This window comes from Massilia sp. NBRC 108631, from assembly GCF_059704565.1.
The window spans coordinates 1-26,782 of the sequence record NZ_BAAKJE010000152.1; the positions used below are offsets into that span (position 1 = coordinate 1).

Below are 26,782 nucleotides of genomic sequence, written 5' to 3' on the forward strand. Positions count from 1 at the left end.
CTTGCCGTAGTTGCCGGCCGCCGTGGTGTGCAGCCCGGATGGCGCGGGCCGCTGCGCGATGGCCTGGTCGGCGAACTCGCCATAGCTGCGCTTGTCCACCACCAGGCCGCGCAGCGCGCCCTGCGCCAGCAGGGCGGTGAGGTTGGCTTCGCCGGCACTGTTGAGCGGTATGGCCGGCAGGGTGTCGCTGCGCACCACGAGGCTGGGCGGCGGCAGGCGGTTGGCGTCGCTGAAGTAGGCGATCCGTTCGCGGTCCGGCGTGCGCAGCGCCGCAGCGAAGCAGACCTGCTCGCCGCGCCCCAGCATCTCCCAGGTACGGCGCGCGTTGGCGTAGATGAAGCGGTGTTCGGTGTGCGGCCATCTGGCCAGGATGAAATTGACCGCCTGGTCGGCCACGCCCTGGCCCGGCTTGCCGTTCACAGGGATGGAAGCGGGGGCGAAGTCGGGCATCACCCAGGTCATCACGTCGCCGGCTTGCGCGGCGCGGCAGGCGGACAGCAACGCCGCCACGGCCAGCGCCACGCTCAACGCGCGCCGGTGCAGCGGAAGGGAGGCGCTGGCTTGGGGGGCGGAGGCGGGCATGGCGCGTCGGCTGGCTGGTGGCTGGCTGGGCGTCTAGCGGCGGCCGTACATCATCAGTTCGGCCAGCACGCTGCGCGCGGGGCCGAACAAGTCGATGGCGGCAAGCGAGGCGCCCAGCAGGACCTGCGCGGGCGAGTCGTTGGCGAACACGCGCGCCATGGTGTCGGTCAGGTGCACGGTCAGGCTGCGGTCGCCGCGGCGCAGGCTTTCATATTGCGCCAGCATGGACGGCGTGGCGCCTTGCGCCAGCAGGCGCGCCAGCACGGCGGCGTCGCGCAGGCCCAGGTTCAGGCCCTGGCCCGCCACCGGGTGCAGGGTCTGCGCGGCGTTGCCGATGGCGGCCATGCGCGCCGATCCCTGTACGCCGGCGTTCAATCCGAGCGGGAAGGCCAGCCGGCGCGAGACGCCGGTGAAGCTGCCCAGCCGCGTGCCGAAGGCCTCGCCCAGCTGCTGCAGGAAGGCCGCGTCGTCCAGGCCGAGCAGGCTGTGCGCCGTCTCCGGCCGCACGCACCACACCAGCGAGTATTCATCGTCCTGCGGCAGCAGCGCCAGCGGGCCTTGCGCGGTGAAGCGCTCGTAGGCGCGGTGCGGCACCGGCGCGCTGCTGCGCACCTGCGCGATGATGGCGGTCTGGCCATAGTCGCGCTGCATGGACTTGGCCTGCTGCTCGCCGAACAGGCCGCCCTCGGCCTGCACCACGATGGAGGCCGTGAGCGTGCGCCGCTTGCCGTCCTCCTCGACGGCGATGGCGACCTGGCCGGGCTGCTCGTCCAGGCCGGTCACCAGCGCGGGCCGCAGCGCGGCGATGCCGGCGCGCCCGCAGGCCGCGCCCAGCTCCGTCACGAGCGCGCCGTATCGGCTCACGTAGCCCAGTGCGTCGAGCTTGTGCTCCTCGCGGTCTATCACGCTGCGGCCGAACTGGCCACGGCGCGACACGTGGATCTGGTGGATGGCGGTGGCGGGCACCGGCCAGCTGCCGATGTCTTCCAGGATCTGGCGGCTGCCGTAGGACAGGGCCAGCGAGCGCGGATCGTTGCTGGCCTGCTGCAGGGTGCGTGCGTCGATCAGCGCGATGCGCTGGGGCGCCACGCCGCGCTTGACCAGCAGCGCCGCCAGCGCCATGCCGGCCGGGCCGGCGCCGCAGATGGCGATGGCATAGTCCGGCGGCAGCGGCTGCATCTGCTGCACCGGCGCTGCGCCGGTATAGGTGCGCGGGCCGCTCATGGCTGCGCGGCCGGCTGCGCCGCTTGCTGCACGGCGTGCTGCATCAGCGTCTCGATCTCTTCCACCGTCTTCGGCGCGGCGGCGCTCAGGATGGTATAGCCCTCGTTCGTCACCAGCACGTCGTCCTCGATACGGATGCCGATGTGCCAGTACTGCTCGGGCACGTCCTCGCCCGGGCGCACGTAAATGCCCGGTTCCACCGTCAGCACCATGCCCGCGTGCAGCAGGCGCGACGGGGTGCCGGCGGTGTGTACATCGCGGTACAGGCCCACATCGTGCACGTCCATGCCCAGCCAGTGGCCGGTGCCGTGCATATAAAAGCGCGTGTAGGCCTTGGCGGCGATGGCTTCATCCACGCTGGCGTACTTGCTCTTGTCCAGCAGGCCCAGGTCCAGCATGCCCTGCGCCAGCACCCGCACGGCGGCGTCGTGCACCGCCTGGTAGGGCTGGCCGGGGTGGATCGCCTGCAGCGCGGCGGCCTGCGCCGTCAGCACCAGTTCGTACAGCGTGCGCTGCGGCGCGCTGAAGCGGCCGTTGACCGGATAGGTGCGCGTAATGTCGGAAGCGTAGCCATCGAGCTCGCAGCCGGCGTCGATCAGCACCAGGTCGCCGTCTTTGGTTTGCGCATTGTTGGCGTTGTAGTGCAGCACGCAGGCATTGGCGCCACTGGCGACGATGGAGTTGTAGGCCGGCGCCTGCGCGCCATGGCGGCGGAACTCGTACAGCAGCTCCGCCTCGATCTCGTACTCGTGCATGCCGGGCCGCGAGGCACGCATGGCGCGCGCGTGGGCCAGGCCGGAAATGGTGGCGGCGCGCAGCATGGTGGCCTGCTCGTCCTCGTCCTTGACCAGGCGCATCTCATCGATCAGCGGCAGCAGGTTGTGCTGCGTTTCCGGCGCCGTCACGCCGCTGCGGGACTGGCCGCGCACCGCGTCTATCCAGCGCTTGATTTGCGGCTCCAGCAGTGTGTGCTGCGCCGCGCGGCCTTGCGGCGCGTACAGCGTGGCGACGTTGGCCAGCAGGCGCGCCATCTCGGTATCGAGCGCGGCGATGGGGAAGGCGGCGTCGACGCCGAAGGCTGCGCGCGCCGCTTCGGGGCCGTGCCGGTAGCCCTCCCAGATTTCGCGCTCGGCGTTTTTCTCGCGGCAGAACAGGATGGCCTGGGCCGGCGTGTCGTGATGCGGCGCCGCCAGCACCAGCACCGCTTCGGGCTCGGTGAAGCCGGTCAGGTAGTAGAAGTGGCTGTCGTGGCGGTAGGGATAGTCGCTGTCGCTGTTGCGCGGCACTTCGGGCGCGGTGGCCAGCACGGCCACGCTGCCCGGCTCCATCAGCGCCAGCAGGCGCTTGCGGCGCAGGGCGTAGGCGTTCATGGCGCGGAGCTTCCGGCGGCGGCCTTCACGCCGTTCAGCTCATTGAGCTGGTCCACCGTGCCGACGTTGACCCAGTCGCCCTCGTACAGCTCGCCGCCCACCTGGCCCAGGTCCGCATACTGGCGCAGCAGCTTGCCCAGGCCGGCGCGCTGGCCCGGCGCGATGCCGTCGAACATTTCGGCGCGGTACACGCCGATGTTACCGAAGTTCCACAGCGTCTCGCCTTCATTGGCGACGGTGTACATGTTCAGCGCGAAGTCGCCCTTCGGGTTGTGCCAGGGGTTCTTGGTCAGCCAGATCCAGGCCGCGTCGCGCTTGTCCTTCGGGTAAGGGTTGCCCCACATGTCCTTATCGTGCAGCACGTCCTTGACCTGTTCGAAGTCGAAGTAGGGACAGTAGATGTCGCCCGAGATGGCCAGGAAGGGCTCTTCGCCCAGCAGGTGGCGCGCCTGCGCGATGCCGCCCGCCGTTTCCAGCGGCACCGGCTCCGGCGAATAGCGGATCTGTGCGCCGAACTGGCTGCCGTCGCCCAGCGCGTCCTCGATCATGTGGCCGAGGTGGGAATGGTTGATGACGATGTCCGTGATCCCGGCGCGCACCAGGTTCAGGATGTGCCAGACGATCAGCGGCCGGCCGCGCACCTTCAGCAGCGGTTTCGGGCAGTCGTCGGTCAGCGGACGCATGCGCTCGCCGCGTCCGGCGGCCAGTATCATGGCTTTCATGGCGCCGTCCTCAGAAGGTGTAGCCGACTTGGGGCTGCTTGTTTTCCAGCGCGTCCAGCAGGCGCAGCAGCGGCTTCAAGTCCTTGTAGCGGCCGGCCGTCTTGCGCACGTACTCCAGCACCGTCGGCAAGTCGCCCAGGTACAGCGGCTTGCCGTCGCGGTAGTTCAGGCGGCAGAAGATGCCGAGGATTTTCAAGTGGCGCTGCAGCGCCATGTACTCGAAGTCCTTGTAGAAGGAATCGATGTCCTTGTTTACCGGCAGGCCCTCGGCCTTGGCGTGCTGCCAGTAGCGGATGGCCCAGTCCAGCACCAGTTCCTCGTCCCACGAAATGTAGGCGTCGCGCAGCAGCGAGGCCACGTCGTAGGTGATGGGGCCGTACACGGCGTCTTGGAAATCGAGGATGCCGGGATTCTTCTCGTCCATCCACATCAGGTTGCGCGAGTGGAAATCGCGGTGCATGTAGACCTGCTGCTGCGCCAGGCAGTTGGCGATGATGGCGTCGAACACCTTCTGCAGCTCGGCCGCCTGGGCTTCGGTCAGCACCGCGCCCAGGTGCTTGGCGATGTACCATTCCGGGAACAGGTTCAGCTCGCGCAGCATGAAGGCGCGGTCGAATTCGGGCAGCACGCCGGGCTGGCTGGCCTTCTGGATGTTCACCAGCGCTTCCAGCGCCTCGGCATACATGGTGGAGGCATTGTCGTGGTCCAGCACTTGCAGATAGGTGCTCACGCCCAGGTCCTGCAGCAGCAGCAAGCCGCGCTCGACGTCCTGCGCCACGATGGCAGGCACCGATACGCCGGCGGCGGCGAACAGCGCGTCAACCTTGACGAAGGCCGGCACGTTCTCGCGTTCGGGCGGCGCGTCCATCACGATCAGGGTGGCGCCGTGGGCCGGCTGGTGCGCGGGCAGCACGTCGACGCGGAAATAGCGGCGGAAGCTGGCGTCTGCCGAGGCAGGGCGGGCCGACGCGGGATCGACCAGGTTGAGGGAAACGAGCCAATCTTTCAACAGGATCAGGCGTGCGTCGGTCGCCTGGGCGCCGTCGTGGGCGGCGTTGGATGCGCCGTTAGGTGATAAGTTAGACAATAAAGACATGAAACAGCCTGTGGAATCCGGTTGGTGTGAACAATTCCCATATAATAAGGGATTCAACTTAAAAAATCGCCTGTCAATGGTGTTTCGTCCCTTCATTTCATGAGCCGGTTCTCAGTCCCTCCTAGCCCCCACAGCTGGGCGTTCGCGCTCACGGCCCTCGTCACCGCCGCCGCGGTGCCCGGCTATGCCCAGACCGCCCCCAAACGCAGCCACGTGGCGGACCCGGAAGCGCCCACCGTCATCCGCGCCGAAGAATTCGACGGCCGGCCGGACCGCGAGCTGAATCTGACGCGCGATGTGGAAATCGTGCGCGACAAGACCCGCGTCACCGCCGACACGGCCTGCTTCCGCCAGGTCGAGGACGAGGTGGAGGCGCGCGGCGGCGTCAAGATCTGGCGCTACGGCGACTACTACACCGGCGACGAGCTCAAGTTGAACATGGAGTCGGGCAAGGGCTATATGCTCAACCCGACCTACAAGCTGGAGCTGAACGCGGCCCAGGGCAAGGCGCAGCGCATCAACTTCCTCAACGAGGACGAGGCGCTGGTCATCGACGGCACCTACAGCACCTGCCAGGGTCCGAATCCGGACTGGTACCTGAAATCGAGCACGCTGAACCTGGATTCCGGGCGCGACGTGGGCGTGGCCGGCAAGACCGTCGTCTACTTCAAGGACGTGCCCATCATCGGCACCCCGGCCATGTCGTTCTCGCTGTCGGGCGCGCGCCGCTCCGGCTGGCTGCCGCCGATCCCGGGCTTCGGCTCCAAGGGCCGCGCCGAGCTGACGGTGCCGTACTACTTCAACATCGCGCCCAACCGCGACCTGACGCTGTTCCCGCGCCTGATCGCGCGGCGCGGCATCCAGATCGGGGCGCATGCGCGCTATATCGGCGAAACCGACGCCGGCAGCTACGCCGGCGACACCTTCGTCGAGTACCTGCCGAACGACAAGCTGGCCGACGCCGACCGCTGGATGATCACGTCCAACCACACGCAGGCCATCGCCAAGGACTGGTCCTACGGCTGGAACGTGCGCGCCGCATCGGACAACAACTACCCGAACGACTTTTCCAAGACCGTGTCCGGCTCGGCCGAGCGCCAGCTGCTGCGCGAGCTGCGCACCGACTATCGCGGCGAATACTGGAGCCTGTCGGCGCGGGTGCAGAAGTACCAGGTGCTGCAAGACCCGGCGGCCGTCGCCGGCTCGCCGCTGTTCGTGCCGCGCCCGTACGACCGCCTGCCGGCCATCAATTTCCACGCCGCCCGCTACGACGTGGCCGGCTTCGACTGGCAGGTCAGCAGTGAACTGACCAGCTTCTGGCACCCGACCCTGACGCGCGGCAACCGCCTGGTGGCGGTGCCGCAGGTGAGCTACCCCATCATCGGCCCCAGCTACTTCATCACGCCCAAGCTGATGCTCAACGCAGCGGCCTACCAGCTCGACCCGCACGACGGCGCGGACGGCAAGTCGCTCACGCGCGCCGTGCCCACCATGTCGCTCGATTCGGGTCTGGTGTTCGAGCGCGACACCAAGCTGTTCGGCCGCAACGCCACGCAGACGCTGGAGCCGCGCCTGTTCTACGTGAAGACGCCGTACCGTGACCAGAAGGAGTTCCCGAACTTCGACACGGCGGCGGCCACCTTCAACTTCTCGCAGATCTTCAACGAAAACCGCTTCGTCGGCTCGGACCGGGTGGGCGACGCCAACCACGTCACGGCGGCGGTGGTGTCGCGCTTCCTGGAAGCGAGCGGCGCCGAGCGCCTGCGCCTGGCCTTTGGCCAGCGTTTCTACTTCAGCGACCAGCGCGTGCAGCTCGACGCCAGCACCCCCACGCGCGACGCCAAGTCGGACATCCTGCTGGCGGCCACCGGCGTCATCTCCGACAGCTGGGTGCTCGACAGCGCGGTGCAGTACAATCCCTCGGACAGCCGGGTGGTCAGCTCGAACCACGCGGTGCGCTGGAGCCCCGGCCCGAAGAAAGTGCTGAACCTGGGCTACCGCTACCTGCGCGACTCGGTCAGCAACAAGGACGTGTTCAAGAACGTGGACCTGTCCAGCCAATGGCCGCTGACGGCGCGCTGGTACGGCGTGGGCCGCATCAGCTATTCTTTGCAGGGCAAGAAGATCCTGGAAGGCTTGCTGGGCCTGGAATACGCGCACGATTGCTGGGTGTTCCGCATGGGCGCGCAGCGCTTCGTGACCACCGCCGAGGAAGCGTCCACGCCGATCTTCTTCCAGCTGGAACTGAACGGCCTGTCCAAGTTCGGCGTCGGCAATCCGCTGGAGGTGCTGCGCAACAGCATTCCAGGCTACCAGCGCCTGAACGAGAGCACCCGCCGCTAACCCGGTTTTATCCTTCACCACTGACTCATGAGCGTCACATCTATGCGTAATGCCCGTATGCACCAACTCAAGATCGCAGCCCTGCTGCTGTGCGCCATCACCGCCGGCGGCCATGCCCTGGCGCAGGACGCCAAGCCAGCCGCCGCACCCGCCGCCCCCGCAGCCGCCCCTGCCGCCGGCAAGGGCTTCACGCCGCCGGTCCCGGTCGGCCAGACCAATAACACGCCGATCGACTCGATCGCCGTGGTCGTCAATGAAGACGTCATCACCCGCCGCGAGCTGACCGAGCGCGTCAAGACCGTGGTGCAGCGCATGAAGGCGCAAAACGTGCAGCTGCCCGGCGACGCCGACCTGCAGCGCCAGATCCTGGAGCGCATGATCGTCGAACGCGCCCAGCTGCAGCTGGCCAAGGAAATGGGCGTGCGCGTGGACGACAATCAGCTCGACCGCGCCATCGCCCGTATCGCCGAGCAGCAGAAGCTCACCGTGCAGGACATGCGCAACCAGATGGAGAAGGAAGGCATCACCTTCGCCGCCTTCCGCGAAGAGATCCGCGAAGAGATCATCATGCAGCGCCTGCGCGAGCACGAGGTCGACTCCAAGGTGCAGATTTCGGACGCCGAAGTGGACGCCCACCTGGCCGCCGAAGCGGCCATGGCCGCCGAGCAGTTTGAAATGAACATCTCGCAGATCATGATCCGGATTCCGGAGAACGCCTCGCCGGAAGTGATCGCGCAGAAGAAAGCGCGCGCCGACGAAGTGATGCGCCAGCTGCGCACCGGCGCCGACTTTGCCAAGATGGCCGCCACCTACTCCGACGCCGGCGACGCGCTCAAGGGCGGCGAAGTGGGCTGGCGCAGCGCCGACCGCCTGCCGCCGCTGTTCGCCGAAGCGCTGGAAAAACTCAAGCCGGGCCAGGTCACGCCGGTGATGAAAAGCGTGGGCGCCTTCCACATCCTGAAGCTGAGCGAAAAGCGCAGCATGGCCGAAGCCCAGGCGGCGGCGGCCGTGACGCAGACCCGCGCGCGCCACATCCTGATCAAGGTCACCCCCAGCACCAGCGCGGCCGACGCCAAGCGCAAGCTGGAAGACCTGAAGGAGCGCCTGGACAACAAGGCCGCCAAGTTCGAAGACCTGGCGCGCCTGCAGTCGAACGACACCTCGGCTTCCAAGGGCGGCGACCTGGGCTGGCTGATGCCGGGCGACACGCTGCCGGAGTTCGAGGCGGCCATGAACGGCCTGAAGATCGGCGAAGTGAGCGCCCCGGTGGAAACCAGTTTCGGCTACCACCTGATCGAAGTGCTCGAGCGCAAGACCGACGACCTGTCGAAAGAGAAGCAGCGCACCGCCGCCCGCAACGCCATCCGCGAACGCAAGACCGAGGAAGCGGCCGAAGACTGGCAGCGCCAGGTACGCGACCGCGCCTACGTCGAGTACCGCGGCGACGACCTGAAATAATCCACCAGGGAAGGGGAGCCTCGATGAGCGCCACTCTGCAATCCGGGCGCCCCAGAGTGCGCCCCCCCGGCGCCCGCCCGGCCATTGCGGTCACGGTGGGCGAACCGGCCGGCATCGGTCCGGAAATTTCCATCCGCGCCGCCTGGGCCATGCGCAAGGAAGTCAATTGCGTGCTGCTGGGCGACGCCGCCTTCCTGGCCATGACGGCCAGCTATATCGACCCCGAGATCCGGCTGTCCGCGCTGTCGCTGCAGGCGGTGCGCAACGGCGGCCTGCCGCACTTCGGCCCCGGCACCGTCAGCGTGATCGACGTGCCGCTGGCCGCGCACGTGGTGCCCGGCACGCTGGACAAGGAAAACGGCCGCGCCGTGCTGGCCACGCTGGACGCGGCCATCGAAGGCATCGGCGCCGGCTGGTTCGACGCGGTGGCCACGGCGCCGCTGCAAAAGAGCACCATCAACGACGCCGGCGTGCCGTTCTCCGGCCACACCGAATACTTCGCCGAAAAAACCGGCACCGCGCAAGTGGTGATGATGCTGGCCGGGCAACCGCTGCCGCCGGCCGGCGAGGCGCCGCAGCCGCCGCTGCGGGTGGCCCTGGCCACCACCCATTTGCCGCTCAAGGATGTCGCCGGCGCGCTGACGGTGGACAGCCTGGGCACCACGCTGGACATCATCGCGCACGACCTGAAGACTAAATTCGGCATCGCCGCGCCGCGCATCCTGGTGGCCGGCCTGAACCCGCACGCGGGCGAAAACGGTTACCTGGGGCGCGAAGACCTCGACGTGGTGGCCCCGGCCATCGCGGCGGCGCAGGGGCGCGGCATCGCCGCCAGCGGCCCCTATCCGGCCGACACCCTGTTCCAGCCCAAATACCTGTGCGACGCCGACTGCGTGCTGGCCATGTACCACGACCAGGGCCTGCCGGTGCTCAAATACGCCACCTTCGGGCGCGGCATCAACATCACGCTCGGCCTGCCGCTGATCCGCACCTCGGTCGACCACGGCACCGCGCTCGACCTGGCCGCGCAAGGCCTGGGCCGCGCCGAATGCGGCAGCATGGAAGCGGCCATCGCCGCGGCCGCCGCCATGGCCGGCGCCGCTCACCACATTTAAAAGAACAACCATGAAACACATCGCACGCAAACGCTTCGGCCAGAACTTCCTGCACGACGACAACGTCCTGTCCAGCATCACCGAATCCATCAACCCGCGCCCCGGCGACGCCATGGTGGAAATCGGCCCTGGGCTGGCCGCGATGACCGACCAGCTGCTGCGTTCGTTGCCCCACATGCACGTGGTCGAGCTGGACCGCGACCTGGTGGCGCGGCTGGAAAAGAAATACCCGCGCGACAAGCTGACCATCCACTCCGGCGACGCGCTCAAGTTCGACTTCGGCAGCATCCCGGTGCCGGCAGGGCAAAAGCTGCGGGTGGTCGGCAACCTGCCGTACAACATCTCCAGCCCGCTGCTGTTCCACCTGGCCGACTTCGCGCCGCAGGTGCAGGACCAGCACTTCATGCTGCAAAAAGAAGTGGTCGAGCGCATGGTGGCCGAGCCGGGCAGCAAGGTATATGGCCGGCTGTCGGTGATGCTGCAATGGCGCTACCACATGGACCTGCTGTTCGTGGTGCCGCCGGAAGCGTTCGACCCGCCGCCAAAGGTCGATTCGGCCATCGTGCGCATGATCCCGGTGGCCAAGCCGCTGCCGTGCGACCGCGAGACCCTGGAAGCGGTGGTGCAGAAGGCGTTCTCCCAGCGCCGCAAGGTGATCCGCAACTGCCTGTCCGGCATGTTCACCGAAGAGCAGATCCGCGCCGCCGGCATCGACCCCACCGCCCGCCCCGAGACGGTCGCACTGGAAGGCTACGTCGCCCTCGCCAACTTGCTGAAACCGGTCTAACTTTCCCAACCCCAAAATGGGGTCAGGGTTAATTATCTATGCAATCCACGCATAGATAATTAACCCTGACCCCATTTTGCGTTGGAGCAAGCAAAAAAAAAAGCCCGCTCAGGGAGCGGGCTAAATCCAATTCTTTGGGAAGAAATGGAGGAGACAGGTGCATTATGCTGCGCCGCAGAATATATCGCCAATTTATTTTGGCGATACCAGTTATTCTGCTAATTTATATCTCCCCGCTCCTTCTTACGGCGTCGGTGCGCAGGTCACCACGATGTTGGCGCGCGGGGCGTTGCCCATCACGTCGGTGCCATTGGCAACGCTGCAGCCCAGCTTGACCGGGCTGACCGTGACCGAGGTGATTTCCAGCACGGACACGCCGTAGGCCTGGCCATCCGCGACCGGGGTGCCGAAGGTGAAGTTCGGCGTGTCCTTGGTCAGCAGGACCTGGCCGCCCAGGCTGCCGTTGGTCAGCTTGACGTTGTAGTCGCCGGTGATGCCGGTGACCGTGCCGCCTATGGTGTAGGTGTTCTGGGTGCAGATTACGCTGGCCGAGATGGAGGCGGTGTGGCCGGCCGAACCGCTGCCGTTGACCACGCTGCACGTCATGTGGTCCGGCTGCTTCAGCACCTTGATGTCGTAGGCGGTACCGTAGGAAATGCTGTTGCCGAACTTGAAGGTGGTGGCGCCCACCGGCACCGGCAGGTTGTCGCTGCCGTTTTGCAGCACCAGGCCGCTATTGGCCATCGGCTGCGAAACGCCTTGGCTGGTGACGAACACGCCGGCCACGTCGAACGACGCTTTGCCGCCGCAGGCGCTCAGCGCCAGCAGCAGGGCCGCCGCAGCGGTAGTGCGTACAGGGAATGCTTTCATGTATTGCTCCAGGCTTGTTTGATCACGCAGGTTTGTTCACGCAGGTCACGGCGACGGTGTTGACGGCGGCCATCGGCATCTTGGCCGCAGTGCCGTTGGCGACGGTGCAGTTCTGCCCGGCCGGCTGCGTGAGCACGGTCACGCCGTACGGCGCGCCGTTCGGCACCGGGACCGGGAAGGTGAACGTGGTGGCGCCAGGCAGGATGGCTACCGTGTTGTCGCCGTTGGCCAATGCCAGGCCGGCGCCGGTCAGGCCGCTAACCGTGCCGCCCAGCGCAAACGGCTCGGTGGAGCAGGTGATCACCGTGGTGCTGTAGGTGTAGTAGTTGATCTTGTTCTTGTTGTTGCTCGGCAGGCAAGTCTGGCCGTCCGGGCTCTTGTCGACCTTCACTTCGAACGCGGTGTCCGGCGCCAGCAGGTCGGGGAAGGAGAAGCTGGACGGCGCGCCGTCGATCACCAGCTGCTTGCCGCCGTTGCTCAGGATCAGGCCGGCACGGTTCAGGCCGATAATGCTGCCGCTCACCGGCAGGCTGCCGCTGTCGCTGCCGCCGCAAGCGGCCAGCGCGCTGGCCAACAGCAGGGCGGCGCCGCAACGCGAGGTCAAACTTTTCATAAAACTCTCCAGATACTGATGTAGGTACAAAGGTAAGGAAGGCCGGGCCTTGCGGCTGCGGAGGCAAGAGGCGCAATCGGCGCCTATTTTAGTGCATCCGGAACCGGCAACTTGTAACAGCTTGTGACTTTTGACATGCGAAACCGGCTATTGTACTTGTGTCACGCTGCATACGGAGCGTCGGCCGCTGATACGGCAGCGGTTTTTTATCGCGCCATGGCGGTCGTGCACCGTCACACTCCACTCGCCCGGCGCGCCGCGCTCCATGGCCATGAAGCCGAAGCCGCCTATCCAGCTGCTGAACTGATCGACCACCGCACCGGGCGCCGGGGTGATGCCGGCCGGTAGCCTGGCCGGCAGCGGGGCCATGGCCTCGGCGGTGCCGGAGAAGCCTGCCACGAACTGGGTCGGGTGCGCACTGGAAAAGCTCAGCTGCTGCCACAGGTGCACATGCCCGGACAGCAGCGCCTGCACCCGCGCCGGCAACAGCTGCGGATTGAGCGAACCGAAGCTTTGCTGCAGGCCGAGGTCGCCCAGGTGCCAGGCCAGCGCCCCGTTTGGCTGGACTTCGGCGCCCACACCCAGGATGGGGTGGTGCATCACGGCGATGTTCCACTCGGCCTGCTGCGCCAGCCCGTCCAGCCGCTGGTAGGTGGCGCGGTATTGCTCGTGGCCGGTGTCCCCCGGTTTCAGCCCTTTCCAGGTGGTGGAAGCCGTGTCGGCCACCAGCAGCTGGGCGCCGCCGCCCAGCGGTACGGCGTAGGGCGCGCTGTAGTTGGCGTCGCCGTCGCGTGCGGGATCGATGCAGTCGCGGCCGCTCTGCAGGGGGCGTGGGTCGAGCAGGCGCCACCAGCCCTGCCCGGCGCGCTCGCAGTGTTCGTGGTTGCCGCGCGCCACGACCCATGGCGCGGCCGCCAGCAGGGCGGCCCCGGGGCGGAAGAAGTCTTCGCGCCAGGTGTCCCAGCCGTAGCCGTAGGGGCTGCCGGCGCAGCCCGCCTTGCCGGGCGGGCAGGGGCTTTCCCGGTAGTGGTAGTCGCCCACGTGCACCACCAGGTCCGGCTTCCAGGCCGCCGCCGCCGCCGCCACCGTGGCGAAGGGGTAGGCTTGCGGGTCGTTGCAGTCCTGGAATTCGTTGCCGCTCCTTTTAAGGCGGCAGCCGGTGTCGCCGATGACGACGATGCGCTGCGGCGCGGGGCGCGGCAGCGGCAAGGCGGTGGCAAAGCCCGGCCCTTCCACCCTGGCGCTGTCGGCTCCGGGCGGCAGGTCCGCTTCGCACACGCGTAGCGGGAAGGCGGAGGGCTTGGCGTCGCCCTTGGTGGCGTTGGGGCGCAGCGGCAGGGTGGCCGGCGCGGCGCGCTGCGCCATCGGGCGGCTGGCGCCATCGACCATGATGGCGGGGCAGGCTGCCGCGTCGAGCACCACGCGCGCGACGGCGCCGGACTCGCCCACCAGCACGTAGGCGGCGTAGCCGCCCTGCGCGTCCGGTGCGGCCGGGGCGGACAGCTGTGCCGGCCCTGCCGTGGGCTGGAGGGAACAGGCTGCCAGCAAAGCCAGCTGGGCCAGCGCGGCCAGCGGCCGCCATGCCCGCCATAGCGGCGACAATGGCAGCGGGGAGGGGGCGCGCAAGGCGGGCAGTTGGGGCAAGGGACACTCCGTGTGGACAATCCGCTAATTTAGCATGCGCTGGCCCTGCCTTGCACCGCAACCGCAGCGCCGCCGCGTGCTCCCCATGCCGCCGCAGCCGTGCGACAATACCGCCATGACTGCCCGCATGCCCCCGAAAGCCATCCTGTTCGACCTGGACGACACGCTGTGGCCGATTGCCCCGGTGATCGCCCAGGCCGAAGTGACCCTGCACGCCTGGCTGGCCGAGCACGCCCCGCGCGTGGCGCAGCAGTTCTCCATCGACCAGCTGCGCGCGCGCCGCATGGCGCTGCTGGCCGAGCGCCCCGAGCTGCACGTGGACCTGGCCAGCCTGCGCCGCGCCGGCCTGCAGGCGGCGTTCGCTGAGCTGGGCGAGGACGAGCGCCACCTGGACGGCGCCATGCGCCATTTCTCGGCCGCGCGCAACGCCGTCCAGCTGTACGATGATGTGCTGCCCGGCCTGCTCAAGCTGAAGGAGCGCCTGGTGCTGGGCACCATCACCAACGGCAACGCGGATCTTGAAGTTGTCGGCATGGCCCACCATTTCAAGGTGTCGCTGGCGGCCGCCCACTTCGGCAGCGCCAAGCCGGACCCGGCCATTTTCCTGGAAGCGTGCCGGGTGCTGAACGTGCCGCCGTCGGCGGCGGTATATGTCGGCGACGATTTGAAACTGGACGTGGAGGGCGCCCAGCGCGCCGGCCTGCGCGCGGTGTGGATGAACCGGCGCGGCGCCGCCGCCCTGGCCGAGGCCGAGGCGCACGGCATCGCGCCGGACGCCGTCTGCGCCACATTCGACGAACTTCTGCACTGGCTGGAGACCCAGCTGGCAGATTGATCTACAGCCAGCGCGCGTCTGCGTGCATAATAACCCTATGCAACTCGATATTCGTGCCCAAACCCTGCTCAAGGCGCTCGTGGAGCGCTACATTGCCGACGGCCAGCCGGTAGGCTCGCGCGCGCTGTCGAAAATCTCGGGACTGGAGCTGTCCCCGGCCACCATCCGCAACATCATGGCGGACCTGGAGGAGCTGGGCTACGTATCCAGCCCGCACACCTCGGCCGGCCGCATTCCCACGCCGCGCGGCTACCGCATCTTCGTCGACACGCTGCTGACGGTGCAGCATATCGACGAGAGCTCGGTGGAGGCGCGCATGCGCCTGCCCAGCCAGCAGCCGCAAAAGCTGATCGCCAACGCGGCGCAGATGCTGTCCTCGCTGTCCCAGTTTGCCGGGGTGGTGATGGCACCGCGCCACGAGTCGGTGTTCCAGCAGATTGAATTCCTGCGCCTGTCGGAGAAGCGCATCCTGCTGGTGATCGTCAGCCCGGCCGGCGACGTGCAGAACCGCATGCTGCTGACCGACGTCGACTACACGCCGGCCCAGCTGGTGCAATCGGCCAACTACATCAACCAGCATTACAGCGGCCTGGCGCTGGAGGAAGTGCGCGGACGCATGCAGGGCGAGCTGCGCCAGCTGCAGACCGACATGGGACGCCTGATGCAGCAGGCGGTGGAGGCCGGCAGCGAAGCGATGGCCGACAGCGCGGACGACATGGTCATTTCCGGCGAGCGCAACCTGCTGTCGGTGAGCGACTTGTCGTCCAACATGACGTCGCTGCGCCAGATGTTCGACATGTTCGAGCAGAAGACCGGCCTGATGCAGCTGCTGGACGTGTCGAGCAAGGCTTCCGGCGTGCAGATCTACATCGGCGGCGAGTCGAACCTGGTGCCGATGGACGAGATGAGCGTGGTGACCGCGCCGTACGAGGCGAACGGCAAGATTGTCGGCACGCTGGGGGTGATCGGGCCGACGCGCATGGCTTACGAGCGGGTGATACCGATCGTCGATATCACCGCCAAGCTGCTGTCAAACGCGCTCAGCAACCACTAGGCTACCATCAGGCAGCCATTAGGCGACCACGCGCCAACCACTCAGGAAATTACGGCTTGTGCGGGCAGGCCGTCTTGACGCAGTTGCCGTAGATGGCCAGCGCGTGCTCGGCGATCTTGAAGCCGCGCGCTTCGGCAATGCTTTGCTGGCGCTGCTCGATTTCTTCGTCGAAGAATTCTTCCACCCGGCCGCAGTCCAGGCACACCAGGTGGTCATGGTGCGAGCCGGCGTTCAGCTCGAAGATGGCTTTGCCGGTCTCGAAGTGGTTGCGGTTCAGCAGGCCGGCCTGCTCGAACTGGGTCAGCACACGGTAGACCGTTGCCAGGCCAACATCCATATTGTCCGCCAGCAGGATCTTGTAAACATCCTCCGCAGTCAGGTGGCGCACCGGGCTATTCTGGAAAATGTCGAGGATCTTCAGGCGCGGTAAAGTCGCTTTCAGGCCGCTTGCCTTCAGGTCGGTTGGGTTGTTGCTCATGTTTCTTACTCGTGTGTGGGACAATGTGCTTTATCATATAGTGTTTTGGCACTTCCGCTCAATCGATTTGAGGTCATTTATGCGCATCACCCAGGCTATACCGCAGTCCATGTTGCACACTATGAAACGCCGCACGCCCCTCGCGGCGGGCGCGATTTGCCTTGCGCTGGCCGTTTCCGGCTGCGCCTCGCTCAGCACGCTGGGCGAAAAGAAGGCTGACCTGAAGGTCGAAGACAACGCGGTGGTGGCCGGCAAGGGCGCCCAGGTCCGCAGCATTTCGCAGCTGCAGAAATTCATGTGGTTCTTCTCCCCTTACCGTCCCGACATCCAGCAGGGCAACTTCATCTCCCAGGAAATGCTGCAGCAGCTGAAGCCCGGCATGACGCGCGACCAGGTCCGCTTCATCCTCGGCACCCCGCTGTTGCAGGACATCTTCCACGCCGACCGCTGGGACTATCCGTTCCGCCTGGCGCGCGGCAATGGCGAGACCATCGACAGCACCGTGGTGGTGTACTTCAAGGAAGGCAAGGTTGACCGCTTCGAAGGCGGCAACCTGCCCACCGAGCAGGAGTACATCGCGCTGATCGCCGGTCCGCCGAAAAACGCCAAGCAGGTGCTGAAAGAGCAGAACAAGGGCGTGTCGCCGACCTCGGCGCCGCTGCCGGCCGGCACCGACTCGGGCGCAGGCGCGGCCGTGCCGGTCACGCCGAAAATCGAATCGAAGTAAGAAGGACCGAGCATGACTGAACTGAACATTGCAATCGCGGGCGCGAGCGGCCGCATGGGCCGCATGCTGATCGAAGCCGTGCAGGGCACGCCGGAAGTGCGCCTGTCCGGCGCGCTGGACCGCGAAGGTTCGCCCAGCCTGGGCCAGGACGCCGCCGCCTTCTCCGGCAAGCCGGCCGGCGTGGCCATCGAATCGGACCTGGCCAAGGGCCTGGCCGGCGCGCAGGTGCTGATCGACTTCACGCGCCCCGAAGGCACGCTGGAACACCTGGCCTACTGCGCCGAGCACGGCATCAAGATGGTGATCGGCACCACCGGTTTCGACGAGGCCGGCAAGGCGGCCATCGCCGCGGCGGCCAAGAAGACCGCCATCGTGTTCGCGCCCAATATGAGCGTGGGCGTGAACGTTACGCTCAAGCTGCTGCAACTGGCGGCCAGGAACCTGAACGTGGGCTATGACATCGAAATCATCGAAGCGCACCACCGCCACAAGGTGGACGCGCCGTCCGGCACCGCGCTGAAGATGGGCGAAGTGGTGGCCGAGGCGCTGGGCCGCGACCTGAAGGATTGCGCGGTCTACGCGCGCGAAGGCGTGACCGGTCCGCGCGATCCGTCCTCGATCGGCTTTGCCACCATCCGCGGCGGCGACATCATCGGCGACCACACCGTGCTGTTCGCGGCGGACGGCGAGCGCATCGAGATCAGCCACAAGTCCAGCAGCCGCGTGTCCTATGCCAACGGTTCGGTGCGCGCCGCGCGCTTCCTGGCCGACAAGTCCGTGGGCCTGTTCGACATGAATGACGTGCTGTCGCTGAACTGACGATGAACGACCTGGAGAACCACTTCAGCCTGGCCCGCTACTGGGAGCAGGGCGATGCGCTGAGCCACGCGGTGGCCTATGTGCTGCTGGCGATGTCGCTGGTGAGCTGGTACTTCATCCTGTCCAAGGCGTTCGCCTCGTGGCGGGTGCGGCGCAGCGCCGGCGCCGTGGAAATCTTCTGGAACGCACCCACCATGGGCGACGGCGTGGCCGCGCTGGAAGCGGCCGACCCGGAGCGCATCTACCTGCCGCTGGCCCAGCAAGGCGCAGCGCAGGTGGACGTGGTCAGCAAGCGCACACTGGCCGGCGACATGGGCCACGCCGAACAGGTCACGCGCGTGCTGCGCGGCGCCATCCACCGCTCCACCATCAAGCTGGAAAGCGGCCTGACGCTGCTGGCCTCGATCGGCTCCACCGCGCCCTTTGTCGGCCTGCTGGGCACGGTGTGGGGTATCTACCATGCGCTGTCGGCCGTCTCCAGCCACGGCACGGTGCAGATCGACAAGATCGCCGGCCCGGTGGGCGAGGCGCTGATCATGACCGGCATCGGCCTCATGGTGGCGATCCCCGCGGTGCTGGCCTACAATGGATTCAACCGCGTGAACCGCCTCACACTGTCCGAACTGGACGCGTTTGCGCACGACCTGCACGCCTACCTGACCAAAGCCCGCTAAGGAACCGCCATGGCTTTCGGCGCATTCAACCACCACCGGCAGAAGGAAGCGATGTCCGACATCAACGTCACGCCCATGGTGGACGTGATGCTGGTGCTGCTGGTGATTTTCATCCTGGGCGCGCCGGCCTTCACCAGCGCCGTCAAGCTGGACTTGCCCAAGGCCCAGGCGCAGCAGTCGCAGCAGCAACCGGCCACGGTGACGGTGGCCATCGACGGCGCGGGCAAGCTTTACTGGAACAATGAAGCGGTCGCGCAGGCCGTGCTCGAGCAGCGCCTGGACGAAGCGGCCAGGATGGAAGTACAGCCAGAGCTGCAACTGCGGGCCGACAAGGACACCCGCTACGAAGTGGTAGCGCAAGTGATGGCGGCCGCGCAGACGCGCGGCCTGAGCAAGATGGGTTTCGTTACCGACCCGAAGGAAAAATAATCATGGCTACCGCAGAATTGAACGGCGCAGCGATCAAGGATTTCGACAGCTTCCACGCCGAATGCAAGGCCGCCTTCGGCTTCCCCGACACCTACGGCAACACCATGGACGCGTGGATCGACTGCCTGAGCTATGTGCGCGACGAAGACGGCATGACCAGCTTCCACCTGAAGCCGAACGAGGTGCTGGAGGTGGTCATCAAGGATGCCGCCGCCATGAAAGCGGCGGCGCCGGACATCCTCGAAGAGATCACGTTCTGCATCGGCGGCATCAACGAGCGCTACGAAGACTACGGCGAAAAGCCCGCCCTGAAGCTGACCCTGAAGTAAGCCGGGCGCCGCCCGCAGGTTGCTGCGCGGCAATCGAATCGTTCTTGCGTGATGTGTATTTCTGAGTTGTAATCTCAGCCGTACATATTAATTCGCTAACATTCCGATGCCCGCGCCTGACTTCACTCAAGCAAGCCGATTGTTGCAACTTGCCACCCCGCTCGGGGCGGACGTGCTGCTGGCCGAGCGCGTGCGGGCGGAAGAGGCGCTGGGCGAAGGCTTCCGGGTGCGCATCGACGCGCTGTCCACCGACGCCGGCCTGGGCCTGCGCGCACTGATCGGCCAGCCGGCCGTGCTGCAGGTGCTCTCGCAAGAGGCCGGCGCGCCGCGCGCCTTCCACGGCCACATCACCGCTGCCGAGCTGGGCGGCGCGGACGGCGGCTTCGCCCGCTACGCGCTCACCCTGGAACCATGGACCGCCTTCCTGGCCCACGGCCGCGACAGCCGCGTGTTCCAGGACGCGACCGTGTTCGACATCCTGGACGCCGTGTTTGCGCGCTGGCACGGGCAGGGCAAGCTGGCCCCGGCCTGGCGCTTCGACATCCAGGACCGCGCGCAATATCCGCGCCGCAGCCTGGTCACCCAATACCAGGAGAGCGACTTCGCCTTCGCCGAACGGCTGATGAGCGAAGAGGGCCTGTTCTACTACTACGAGCACAGCGCGGATCCGGCCAGCCCCAGCCTCGGCATGCACACGCTGGTGGTTGCCGACCACAACGGCAGCTTCCAGCCCAACCCCTGCGGCGAAGTGCGCTTTACGCAGCCGGGCGCCGTCATGAAGCAGGACAGCATGGACCGCTGGCGTACCGAATTCCGGCTCGGCACCAACGCGGTCGAGCTGCTCAGCTGGGACTACCGCGCGCTGGACGTGCGCAGCGTCAGTGCCGCCAGCGCCGACCCGGCCGGCGACGGCGCCCCGCTGGCCAGCCGCGACGCGCCCGGCCTGTACGCCTATGTGAGCCGAGAGCACGGCCAGCGCATCGCGCAGCGCCAGCTGGAAGCGCTGGAAGCGCAGCAGGAAGTGCACGTGGGCGCCGGCACCGTGCGCACGCTGCTGCCCGGCACCACCTTCACCCTCAGCGGCGAAGCGACCTTGGACGCCGCCGGCGGCGACGCGCGCACCATGCTGGTGGTGCGCGCCGTCCACCTGATGCACAACAACCTGGCCGCCGACCTGCGCGCCAGCGTGGCCCGCGCGCTGCCCGCCAGCCCGCTGCAAGCCCTGCTGGATGGCGAGCTGGGCGCCGTGCTGCACAGCGCCGCCGTATCTGCTGTCGGCGCCGCTGCTGCCGGCCGCAGCGCAGGCGATGCCAATGGCGCCGGAGCCGCCGTCGGGGCCTCCGGCCGCGCTGCAGGCCTGCTCGACAGTACCGCCAGCGCGCACGCTGCCGGCGACAGCATCGCCGAGCGCCCGCTGTACCGCAACCGTATTGAAGCCATCCGCGCCGCCGTCCCTTACCGCTCGCGGCGCGACGACGGCCAGGGCCAGCTGCTGCGCCCCCGTCCCGCCGTGCGCGGCCAGCAGACCGCGCTGGTGGTCGGCCCGCCCGGCGCGCCCGTGTACACCGACCGCGACCACCGCATCAAGGTCCAGTTCCACTGGCAGCGCGGCGACGCCAGCCATAGCCGCCTGGCGCACCCGGACCCGGCCAGCCACGCCGGCGCCCCGGCCGACGACCAGGCCGGCACCTGGGTGCGCGTGGCAACGCCGCTGGCCCCGGTGGCGGGCGCCAACTGGGGCAGCAACGCCGTGCCGCGCGTCGGCCAGGAAGTGCTGGTGGACTTCATCGAAGGCGACATCGACCGCCCCGTCGTAATCGGCGTGCTCTACAACGGCAAAGGCGCCGCCGACGCCCAAAGCAACCAGGTGGCGCAAGGCGGCGGCAGCGCCACCGGCAACGCCGCCGCCTGGTTTCCCGGCGAAGCGGCTGGCCATGCGCATCCAGCCGTACTGTCCGGCATCAAGAGTCAGGCCCTGCAAGCGAGCCAGCGCGGCGACGGCAGCTACCGCCAGCTGGTGTTCGACGACAGCCCCGGCCAGCCGCGCGTGGCCTTGCAGCACCATGCCAGCCCGCACACCGGCACGGCCGAACTCAACCTCGGCCATCTGCGGCACCAGACCGACAACCAGCGTCTTGTCCCGGCCGGCTTCGGCGCCGAACTCAAAGCCGAGCACGCCACGGCGCTGCGCGCCGGCGCCGGCATGCTGCTGTCGGCCGACGCCCGCGCCGGCGGCATCGGCGCCCACATGGACGCGCGCGAGGCGCAAACCCAGCTTGACAGCGCAGCCCAGCTGCAAACCCAGCTGGCCGATACCGCCCAGCAGCACAACGCCGGCCTGCCGGACGCCAACGGCGCCAAGCCCGCACCGGCCGAGCTGCCAGCCATCAAGCAGACCACGCAGACCGCCGCAGCGCTCTGCGCCGTTGCCGGCGGCAGCGCCATGGGCGGCGGCAGCGAGGGTGGCGAAGGCGGCTTGGGCGACGCCACCGCCTACAGCCAGCCGCTGCTGCAGCTGTCCAGCCCGGCCGGCATCGCCGCGCTCACCCCGGCCTCCGCCATCGTCACGGCAGCGGCCCACAGCGCCATCACCGCCGGGCAGGACATCGACCAGGCCGCGCAAGGCAACCTGCTGCACCAGGTCAAATCGGGCATCACCCTGTTCACCTACGGCAAAGCCGGCAACGCGGACAAGCCCAACCAGGAAACCGGCATACGCCTGCACGCCGCCAGCGGCAAGTTCAGCAGCCAAAGCCAGTCCGGCCCCACCCGCGCCACGGCCGACAAAACCATCACCGTGGCCAGCACGGCCGGCAGCGTCACCGCCGCCGCGCGCCAGCACGTGCTGCTCACGGCACAGGGCGCCTACATTCGCCTTGAAGGCGGCAACATCGACGTGCACGGCCCCGGCACCATGTCCTTCAAGGCCGCCATGAAAGACCTGACCGGCCCGTCCAGCGCCAGTCCCGAACTGCCCGCGCTGCCGCACCCGGACAACATCGGCAACGACATCGAACTGCGCTTCCAGTACGACGACCTGGACGGCGTGCCTGGCGCCCCTTTCCTCGTCACCTTCGCCAACGGCACCGTTCGCAAAGGCAAGCTGGACGACAAAGGCCACGCCCAGCTGAAGAACGTGCCGCCGGGCGACTACACCGTGGAGTTCGGCGAAGACCCGCGCGACTGGGAAGCGCCGCCACTGCCCGAACCGGAGCACAGGAAAGCCGACGTGCGCGAGCAGGGCAGGCTGGCCGTTGAGCAGGCGCGCGCCGAGTACGAAAGGGGGCAAGCTTGAGCATCATCGACGACTGCGTGAAGTTCCTGGAAGACCTCATCATGGGCGACTTCAACGATGAGCAAATGGTGTCCGCGCAAATCATCGGCGGCCTGGTCTCGCTGATCCCCGTGATGGACCAGGTGATGGACGTGCGCGACATCTCCGGCACGCTGTACCGCATCAACAAGCACGGCGGCTTCGGCAAGGCTTCGCTGGACCAGAAAGTGGACCTGGGCTTCGCCGCCTTCGGCGTGATCCCCGAAGTGGGCAGCGCCTTCAAGACCGTGTTCAAGCCGCTGTACCGGCAGCGCAAGCGCGCCAAGGGCGTCATCAACAGCGGCGTGGCGATGATAGAAACCATGCTCGGCAAAAAGAAAGGCGGCGCCGTGCGCTGGGTGCGCGCGCTGGACTGGGCCGGCAACACGCAAGCGGCCATCATCCAGGCCAACATGGCGCTGGAAAGCTGCATTGCCATGCTGGACTACCTGGGCCAGAAACACTGGTGGTGCCCCGACCGCATAGAACAGTTGGCGCGCGACGTCGCCCCCAGCCTGCGCTCCATGCGCGGCAAGCTCGCCGCCCCGATCCGCGAAGCCGCCGCCGAGATCCGCAAATTCCTGGAAGGCCTGCTGGGTGAGCATGCGGCTGCCGTGGCGATGTCGGTGGCGGGCAATGCTGCGATGGTGCGCGGCAGCGGCGCCCCCGCCAGCCGTGCAAACGGTGCGCGTAGTCCGCCGAGGCATAAGGATATGGCGGAAACTCCTCGCACTCAAGGTAAGAAAGCATCTGGACGCACACTTACTGTGGCCCAAAAAATGGCCTATGAAGCTTATGCTGTCCTAAATCATGCATTGAAGGGGCTATTGGGGGAACACATTGTTGATCATTATGTTATCGAAAAGAAGAGCTGGGGAATGCAGTGGAATCGGCACGACATAATTGCTGCGAGCAGGGGAGGCAAAAAGAGCGGATGGCAAAATGATTACAAGAAAATTAATGACAATGAGATTCCTTTGTATTTGTGCACGCCAAGCTCTCATGTTTTGACCAGCGGCATAGATTCACTCTGGATAACAAACCGTAATGTTCCTCGTCAATATGCTGTAGTCGAGGCCAAGGCTAGTATGAACCCGGGGGCTCAATTACTTAGTTTGCTTGGGGAAGCAAACGGTACAGCAGTACCGGGCCAATCTCCTGGCGGACAACGGCCGGGCAGTGGAGGGAATAGAACCGGAGCTGCAAGGCCTCGACCCGCTCGAAAGCCTGTGCAGTCCAAAGTCCTGCAGATGAGTGAAGAGTGGGTCCAGGCGCGACTAAGAAGAGATTTTGGATCAATATTTATTAGAGTCGATGATAACTACACTCGTCACGTTATGTTGGTTACTCCTGTGGAAGCAGCGGAACATATTTCTGCATTAAATAAGATATTAGAAAATGATTTGATTAATAAACCTCGAGAGGCACAGGAGTTCGCATCTGAGCATGCTAACCACAGTATTGCCAATGAGTTTGATGCGGTGGATATAGATAAGGCTAACGAGACATACAAAAAATCGGGTAAGCCCCCTAAGACAAGGCCGAAAAAATAAAATGAACAATGAATTTGAACTGGTGCGCCGTCAGCCATATATTGACAAACAAACTTTTTTAAACACGATCACGCATTATCGTAGCGATGAGACGATTGCTGAGGAAAAGCTATTGCGGCAGGAGGGCTCACCGAAGCGACAACGCGGGACGCTGGTCTTCATGGCGGGGAATCTCTGGCGAGAGTTCCAGCTGCGCTACACAGCGGGCGATGCGCTTGCCGACTTGGCTGTCTTCCTTACGGTCGTGGTGGAAGGTTACGAGCGGGCAGCAGAGATAGGAGACCAAGTTCCAGAAAACGATTACGCGCCAGTGTTCACGCTGAATGACCCGATGGATGAGTACGTGGATTACATCGGTTTGCTGAGCGCCGCAGTCCTGCTGCATCGAGAGGATCTGATACCCAGAATTCACGCCCTCCTTGCAGGGACGGATTTCGACGAGGCAGATCTGCTGGTTGAAGAACTGTTGAATTTTTATCTGCCTGATCGCCCAATGGTCGATCAGTGGTTCTGGGACAAGCCCTACGGTATATTGGTGGAAGTGATTGACAGCGAGACTGCAGCGGCCAAAGTCAAAGGCATGCAAAAGTATGTGACGAAGTGGTACTCTTCGATGAAGGGGCAAGCTCATTTCTGGGGCAAGCACGAGAAAATCACGCCGGAATACTCGGACTATGTCGGCTACTGGGCGTTCTGCGCCGCTGCCTTCACTTACCTCTATGATATCGACGACAGCGGATACCGGAATGAAACGGTGTATCCAAAGGACTTGGTGGACTACGCCCGCAGTAAGCCGCGCCAACCTGTCCGCCTCAAGGACGGAAATGAAATCCTGCGTGTTGCTGGCGGCCAGCCCTGCCCACAGACTGGAAATTGGTTCAGCCCTGCCAAGGAAGACAGCGCGCGCCACTTCAAGGAAGGCGAGCTCATGCCGACGTTCAATGCGTCCGAATACGGCCAGACAATCTGGCAGTGGAGCCCTAGTATCTAAGCACGCGCGACAGGCCATCGTGAATGCTACGTTTTCGGAGCGGCGGCGTCAGCCCTACATCGATGAGATCAGTTTTATAAATACACTTGCTCACAACCGGAGCGAAGCAGAATTTGGGGAACAGGAACTACTAAGATATCGAGATACAGAGCGTGACAGGAGCGTAATTCTAGGGGCCTTGGCCACTTCTATATGGGGCGATTTTCAGTTGCGGTACACGGCGGGCGAGGCGCCGTCCAAACTGCACCGCGAGGATTTGATTCCACGTATCCATGCGCTCATGAAAGGTACCGACTATGACGGGTCAGATCTCCTGATCGAAGAATTATTCAACTTCTATCTCCCGGAGCGTCCCATGGTAGATGAATGGTTCTGGGATAAGCCGTACGGTATGTTAGTCGAGGTGATTGACAGCGAATCATCAGTTGCCAGAGCTAAAGCCATGAAGAAGTACGTGACGAAGTGGTATTCGTCAGTGAAGGGGCTGGCGCATTTTTGGGGCAAGCACGAAAAGGTCACTTCAGAATACTCGGAATATGTCGGATACTGGGCATTTTGTGCCGCCGCGTTCACGTATTTGTACGATATCGATGACACCGCTTACCGGGACGAAGTCGTGTATCCCAAAGATCTGGTGGACTATGCGCGCAGTATGCCTCGCCAGCCCGTCCGACTCAAGGACGGTACTGAATTTCTTAGGGTGCCAGGAGGCCAGCCTTGTCCACGCGCGGGAAACTGGTTCCGTCCAGCCAAAGAGAACAGCGCGCGGCACTTTAACGATGGTGAACTTATGCCGACCTTCAACGCATCCGAATACGGCCGGACAATTTGGCAATGGAACCCAAGTGCATAGCCATGCGTCTAAGGTCGTATCGTGAGCGCACCGTTCTCGGTCCGCCGGCGTCAGCCGTATATCGACGAGCAAACCTTTCTCAATACGATAGCCCACTATCGCCGGGAGGCAGAACAGGGCGAGCAAGATCTAGTCGAGAATTCACATTTGCCGCGTGAGCAAAGTGTGATTCTTGGATTTATGGCGGGCTTCCTCTGGCGCGAATTCCAGCTACGATACACCGCTGGTGATCCTCTTCCCGAGCTAGCTGAGTTGCTCACCAAAGTCGTAGTTGCGTATGAACGCGAAGCCGAGTCGTCAGACCGGTTGCCCGAGGAAGAGTACATTCCTGTCTTTGCACTAGATGATCCTATCGATGAGTATGTGGACTTTATCGGATTGATTAGTGCCTGCGTACTTCTACATCGCGAGGACCTGATCCCGCGTATACACGCTTTGGTGGCCGGAAGCGCATATGACGAAGTGGATTTCTTGATTGAGGAATTGCTGGGTTTTTATCTACCGGACCGTCCCGCAATGGATGAGTGGCTCTGGGATAAACCCTACGGGCTGCTAGTTGAGGTCATCGTCGGCGAAACAGTTGCAGTCAAAACCAAAGCGATGAAAAAGTATGTGTCGAAGTGGTATTCGTCGATGAAAGGACTGGCCCATTTTTGGGGCAAGCACGAGAAGATGAAGCCTGAGTATTCTTCGTACGTCGGGTATTGGGCATTTTCTGCTGCGGCTTTTACCTATCTCTACGACCTCGATGACAGCGCGTATCGCGACGAGGTGAACCGGACCGGGATTTTGAGAGGCGCCTCGGTTTGAGTCATGCCGGGATGGCTTGACTCGATAGTTGACGATAGTAGTTCATTTCAGCTTCGGCCGGTGGAATGTGGCCGATGGGCTCCAGCAATCGAT

General features: G+C 65.3%; 24 protein-coding genes and 1 pseudogene. 16 read left to right on the top strand and 9 right to left on the bottom strand.

All coding sequences use genetic code 11. The annotated features are described in order from the left end of the window. The 5 genes and pseudogenes from AC6H42_RS16635 to AC6H42_RS16655 form a co-directional block, all read right to left on the bottom strand. Positions 1 to 582: pseudogene (locus AC6H42_RS16635) on the bottom strand (hypothetical protein); the annotation flags it as partial. 33 nt (positions 583 to 615) lie between these two features. Beyond that, complete coding sequence (locus AC6H42_RS16640; RefSeq protein ID WP_497548511.1) at positions 616 to 1,761, bottom strand: FAD-dependent monooxygenase; 1,146 nt, start codon at positions 1,759 to 1,761, stop codon at positions 616 to 618. A 41-nt stretch (positions 1,762 to 1,802) separates the two neighbouring features. Then, positions 1,803 to 3,176, bottom strand: coding sequence for a Xaa-Pro aminopeptidase (gene pepP / locus AC6H42_RS16645; protein WP_497548501.1), 1,374 nt, complete (start codon positions 3,174 to 3,176; stop codon positions 1,803 to 1,805). Then, positions 3,173 to 3,898: an N-acetylmuramate alpha-1-phosphate uridylyltransferase MurU gene (murU, locus tag AC6H42_RS16650; protein ID WP_057152758.1), complete on the bottom strand. Its 726-nt coding sequence runs from the start codon at positions 3,896 to 3,898 to the stop codon at positions 3,173 to 3,175. The genes pepP and murU overlap by 4 nt, the downstream gene beginning before the upstream one ends. A 10-nt stretch (positions 3,899 to 3,908) precedes the next feature. Beyond that, complete coding sequence (locus tag AC6H42_RS16655; protein ID WP_497548502.1) at positions 3,909 to 4,994, bottom strand: aminoglycoside phosphotransferase family protein; 1,086 nt, start codon at positions 4,992 to 4,994, stop codon at positions 3,909 to 3,911. Positions 4,995 to 5,093: 99 nt separating this feature from the next. Between AC6H42_RS16655 and AC6H42_RS16660 the strand changes: the two genes are divergently transcribed. From AC6H42_RS16660 to rsmA, 4 genes are read left to right on the top strand one after another with little or no spacing between them, the layout of a single operon-like run. Beyond that, a complete protein-coding gene (locus tag AC6H42_RS16660) occupies positions 5,094 to 7,337 on the top strand; it encodes an LPS-assembly protein LptD (protein WP_057152760.1) in 2,244 nt (747 codons plus the stop codon). 57 nt (positions 7,338 to 7,394) lie between these two features. Beyond that, complete coding sequence (locus tag AC6H42_RS16665) at positions 7,395 to 8,795, top strand: peptidylprolyl isomerase (RefSeq protein ID WP_497548503.1); 1,401 nt, start codon at positions 7,395 to 7,397, stop codon at positions 8,793 to 8,795. A 23-nt stretch (positions 8,796 to 8,818) separates the two neighbouring features. Further along, a complete protein-coding gene (gene pdxA / locus AC6H42_RS16670; protein WP_497548504.1) occupies positions 8,819 to 9,910 on the top strand; it encodes a 4-hydroxythreonine-4-phosphate dehydrogenase PdxA in 1,092 nt (363 codons plus the stop codon). A gap of 10 nt (positions 9,911 to 9,920) precedes the next feature. Continuing rightward, complete coding sequence (gene rsmA / locus AC6H42_RS16675; protein ID WP_057152763.1) at positions 9,921 to 10,697, top strand: 16S rRNA (adenine(1518)-N(6)/adenine(1519)-N(6))-dimethyltransferase RsmA; 777 nt, start codon at positions 9,921 to 9,923, stop codon at positions 10,695 to 10,697. 243 nt (positions 10,698 to 10,940) lie between these two features. Here the strand turns inward: rsmA and AC6H42_RS16680 are convergent, their stop codons facing one another. The 3 genes from AC6H42_RS16680 to AC6H42_RS16690 form a co-directional block, all read right to left on the bottom strand. Then, the gene (locus AC6H42_RS16680) at positions 10,941 to 11,567 is read right to left on the bottom strand and encodes a hypothetical protein (protein ID WP_057152764.1); all 627 of its coding nucleotides are present in this window, start codon (positions 11,565 to 11,567) and stop codon (positions 10,941 to 10,943) included. Positions 11,568 to 11,589: 22 nt separating this feature from the next. After that, positions 11,590 to 12,180 carry a hypothetical protein gene (locus AC6H42_RS16685; RefSeq protein ID WP_057152765.1) on the bottom strand — a complete coding sequence of 197 codons (591 nt, stop codon included), beginning with the start codon at positions 12,178 to 12,180 and terminating at the stop codon, positions 11,590 to 11,592. A gap of 147 nt (positions 12,181 to 12,327) precedes the next feature. After that, the gene (locus AC6H42_RS16690) at positions 12,328 to 13,824 is read right to left on the bottom strand and encodes a metallophosphoesterase family protein (RefSeq protein ID WP_497548505.1); all 1,497 of its coding nucleotides are present in this window, start codon (positions 13,822 to 13,824) and stop codon (positions 12,328 to 12,330) included. 115 nt (positions 13,825 to 13,939) lie between these two features. Between AC6H42_RS16690 and AC6H42_RS16695 the strand changes: the two genes are divergently transcribed. After that, positions 13,940 to 14,659 carry an HAD family hydrolase gene (locus AC6H42_RS16695; RefSeq protein ID WP_497548506.1) on the top strand — a complete coding sequence of 240 codons (720 nt, stop codon included), beginning with the start codon at positions 13,940 to 13,942 and terminating at the stop codon, positions 14,657 to 14,659. Between the two features lie 37 nt (positions 14,660 to 14,696). Beyond that, the gene (gene hrcA, locus AC6H42_RS16700; RefSeq protein WP_057152766.1) at positions 14,697 to 15,713 is read left to right on the top strand and encodes a heat-inducible transcriptional repressor HrcA; all 1,017 of its coding nucleotides are present in this window, start codon (positions 14,697 to 14,699) and stop codon (positions 15,711 to 15,713) included. A 49-nt stretch (positions 15,714 to 15,762) separates the two neighbouring features. On the opposite strand, the gene fur is transcribed toward hrcA, so the two are convergent. Beyond that, entirely contained in the window at positions 15,763 to 16,191 is a 429-nt protein-coding gene (gene fur, locus AC6H42_RS16705; RefSeq protein ID WP_057152767.1) for a ferric iron uptake transcriptional regulator, read from the bottom strand. 121 nt (positions 16,192 to 16,312) lie between these two features. Between fur and AC6H42_RS16710 the strand changes: the two genes are divergently transcribed. The 10 genes from AC6H42_RS16710 to AC6H42_RS16755 all read left to right on the top strand — a co-directional run bounded on the left by AC6H42_RS16710 (position 16,313) and on the right by AC6H42_RS16755 (position 26,689). Further along, positions 16,313 to 16,918 (top strand): outer membrane protein assembly factor BamE, encoded by a 606-nt coding sequence (locus AC6H42_RS16710; RefSeq protein ID WP_229418010.1) that lies wholly within the window; start codon positions 16,313 to 16,315, stop codon positions 16,916 to 16,918. 12 nt (positions 16,919 to 16,930) lie between these two features. Next, positions 16,931 to 17,737 carry a 4-hydroxy-tetrahydrodipicolinate reductase gene (dapB, locus tag AC6H42_RS16715; RefSeq protein WP_057152769.1) on the top strand — a complete coding sequence of 269 codons (807 nt, stop codon included), beginning with the start codon at positions 16,931 to 16,933 and terminating at the stop codon, positions 17,735 to 17,737. A gap of 2 nt (positions 17,738 to 17,739) precedes the next feature. Next, positions 17,740 to 18,411 carry a MotA/TolQ/ExbB proton channel family protein gene (locus AC6H42_RS16720; protein ID WP_057152770.1) on the top strand — a complete coding sequence of 224 codons (672 nt, stop codon included), beginning with the start codon at positions 17,740 to 17,742 and terminating at the stop codon, positions 18,409 to 18,411. Between the two features lie 9 nt (positions 18,412 to 18,420). Beyond that, complete coding sequence (locus AC6H42_RS16725; protein ID WP_057152771.1) at positions 18,421 to 18,840, top strand: ExbD/TolR family protein; 420 nt, start codon at positions 18,421 to 18,423, stop codon at positions 18,838 to 18,840. Positions 18,841 to 18,842: 2 nt separating this feature from the next. Then, positions 18,843 to 19,169 (top strand): barstar family protein, encoded by a 327-nt coding sequence (locus AC6H42_RS16730; protein ID WP_497548507.1) that lies wholly within the window; start codon positions 18,843 to 18,845, stop codon positions 19,167 to 19,169. A gap of 106 nt (positions 19,170 to 19,275) precedes the next feature. Beyond that, on the top strand, positions 19,276 to 22,464 hold the full coding sequence (locus AC6H42_RS16735; protein ID WP_497548508.1) for a type VI secretion system Vgr family protein: 3,189 nt from the start codon (positions 19,276 to 19,278) through the stop codon (positions 22,462 to 22,464). Further along, positions 22,461 to 24,035: a hypothetical protein gene (locus AC6H42_RS16740; RefSeq protein WP_057152773.1), complete on the top strand. Its 1,575-nt coding sequence runs from the start codon at positions 22,461 to 22,463 to the stop codon at positions 24,033 to 24,035. The genes AC6H42_RS16735 and AC6H42_RS16740 overlap by 4 nt, the downstream gene beginning before the upstream one ends. Position 24,036: 1 nt before the next feature. Continuing rightward, a complete protein-coding gene (locus AC6H42_RS16745) occupies positions 24,037 to 25,026 on the top strand; it encodes a PoNe immunity protein domain-containing protein (RefSeq protein WP_082551453.1) in 990 nt (329 codons plus the stop codon). Between the two features lie 178 nt (positions 25,027 to 25,204). Further along, the gene (locus AC6H42_RS16750) at positions 25,205 to 25,879 is read left to right on the top strand and encodes a PoNe immunity protein domain-containing protein (RefSeq protein ID WP_497548509.1); all 675 of its coding nucleotides are present in this window, start codon (positions 25,205 to 25,207) and stop codon (positions 25,877 to 25,879) included. 21 nt (positions 25,880 to 25,900) lie between these two features. After that, positions 25,901 to 26,689: a PoNe immunity protein domain-containing protein gene (locus AC6H42_RS16755; RefSeq protein ID WP_497548510.1), complete on the top strand. Its 789-nt coding sequence runs from the start codon at positions 25,901 to 25,903 to the stop codon at positions 26,687 to 26,689. Positions 26,690 to 26,782 lie beyond the last annotated feature (93 nt).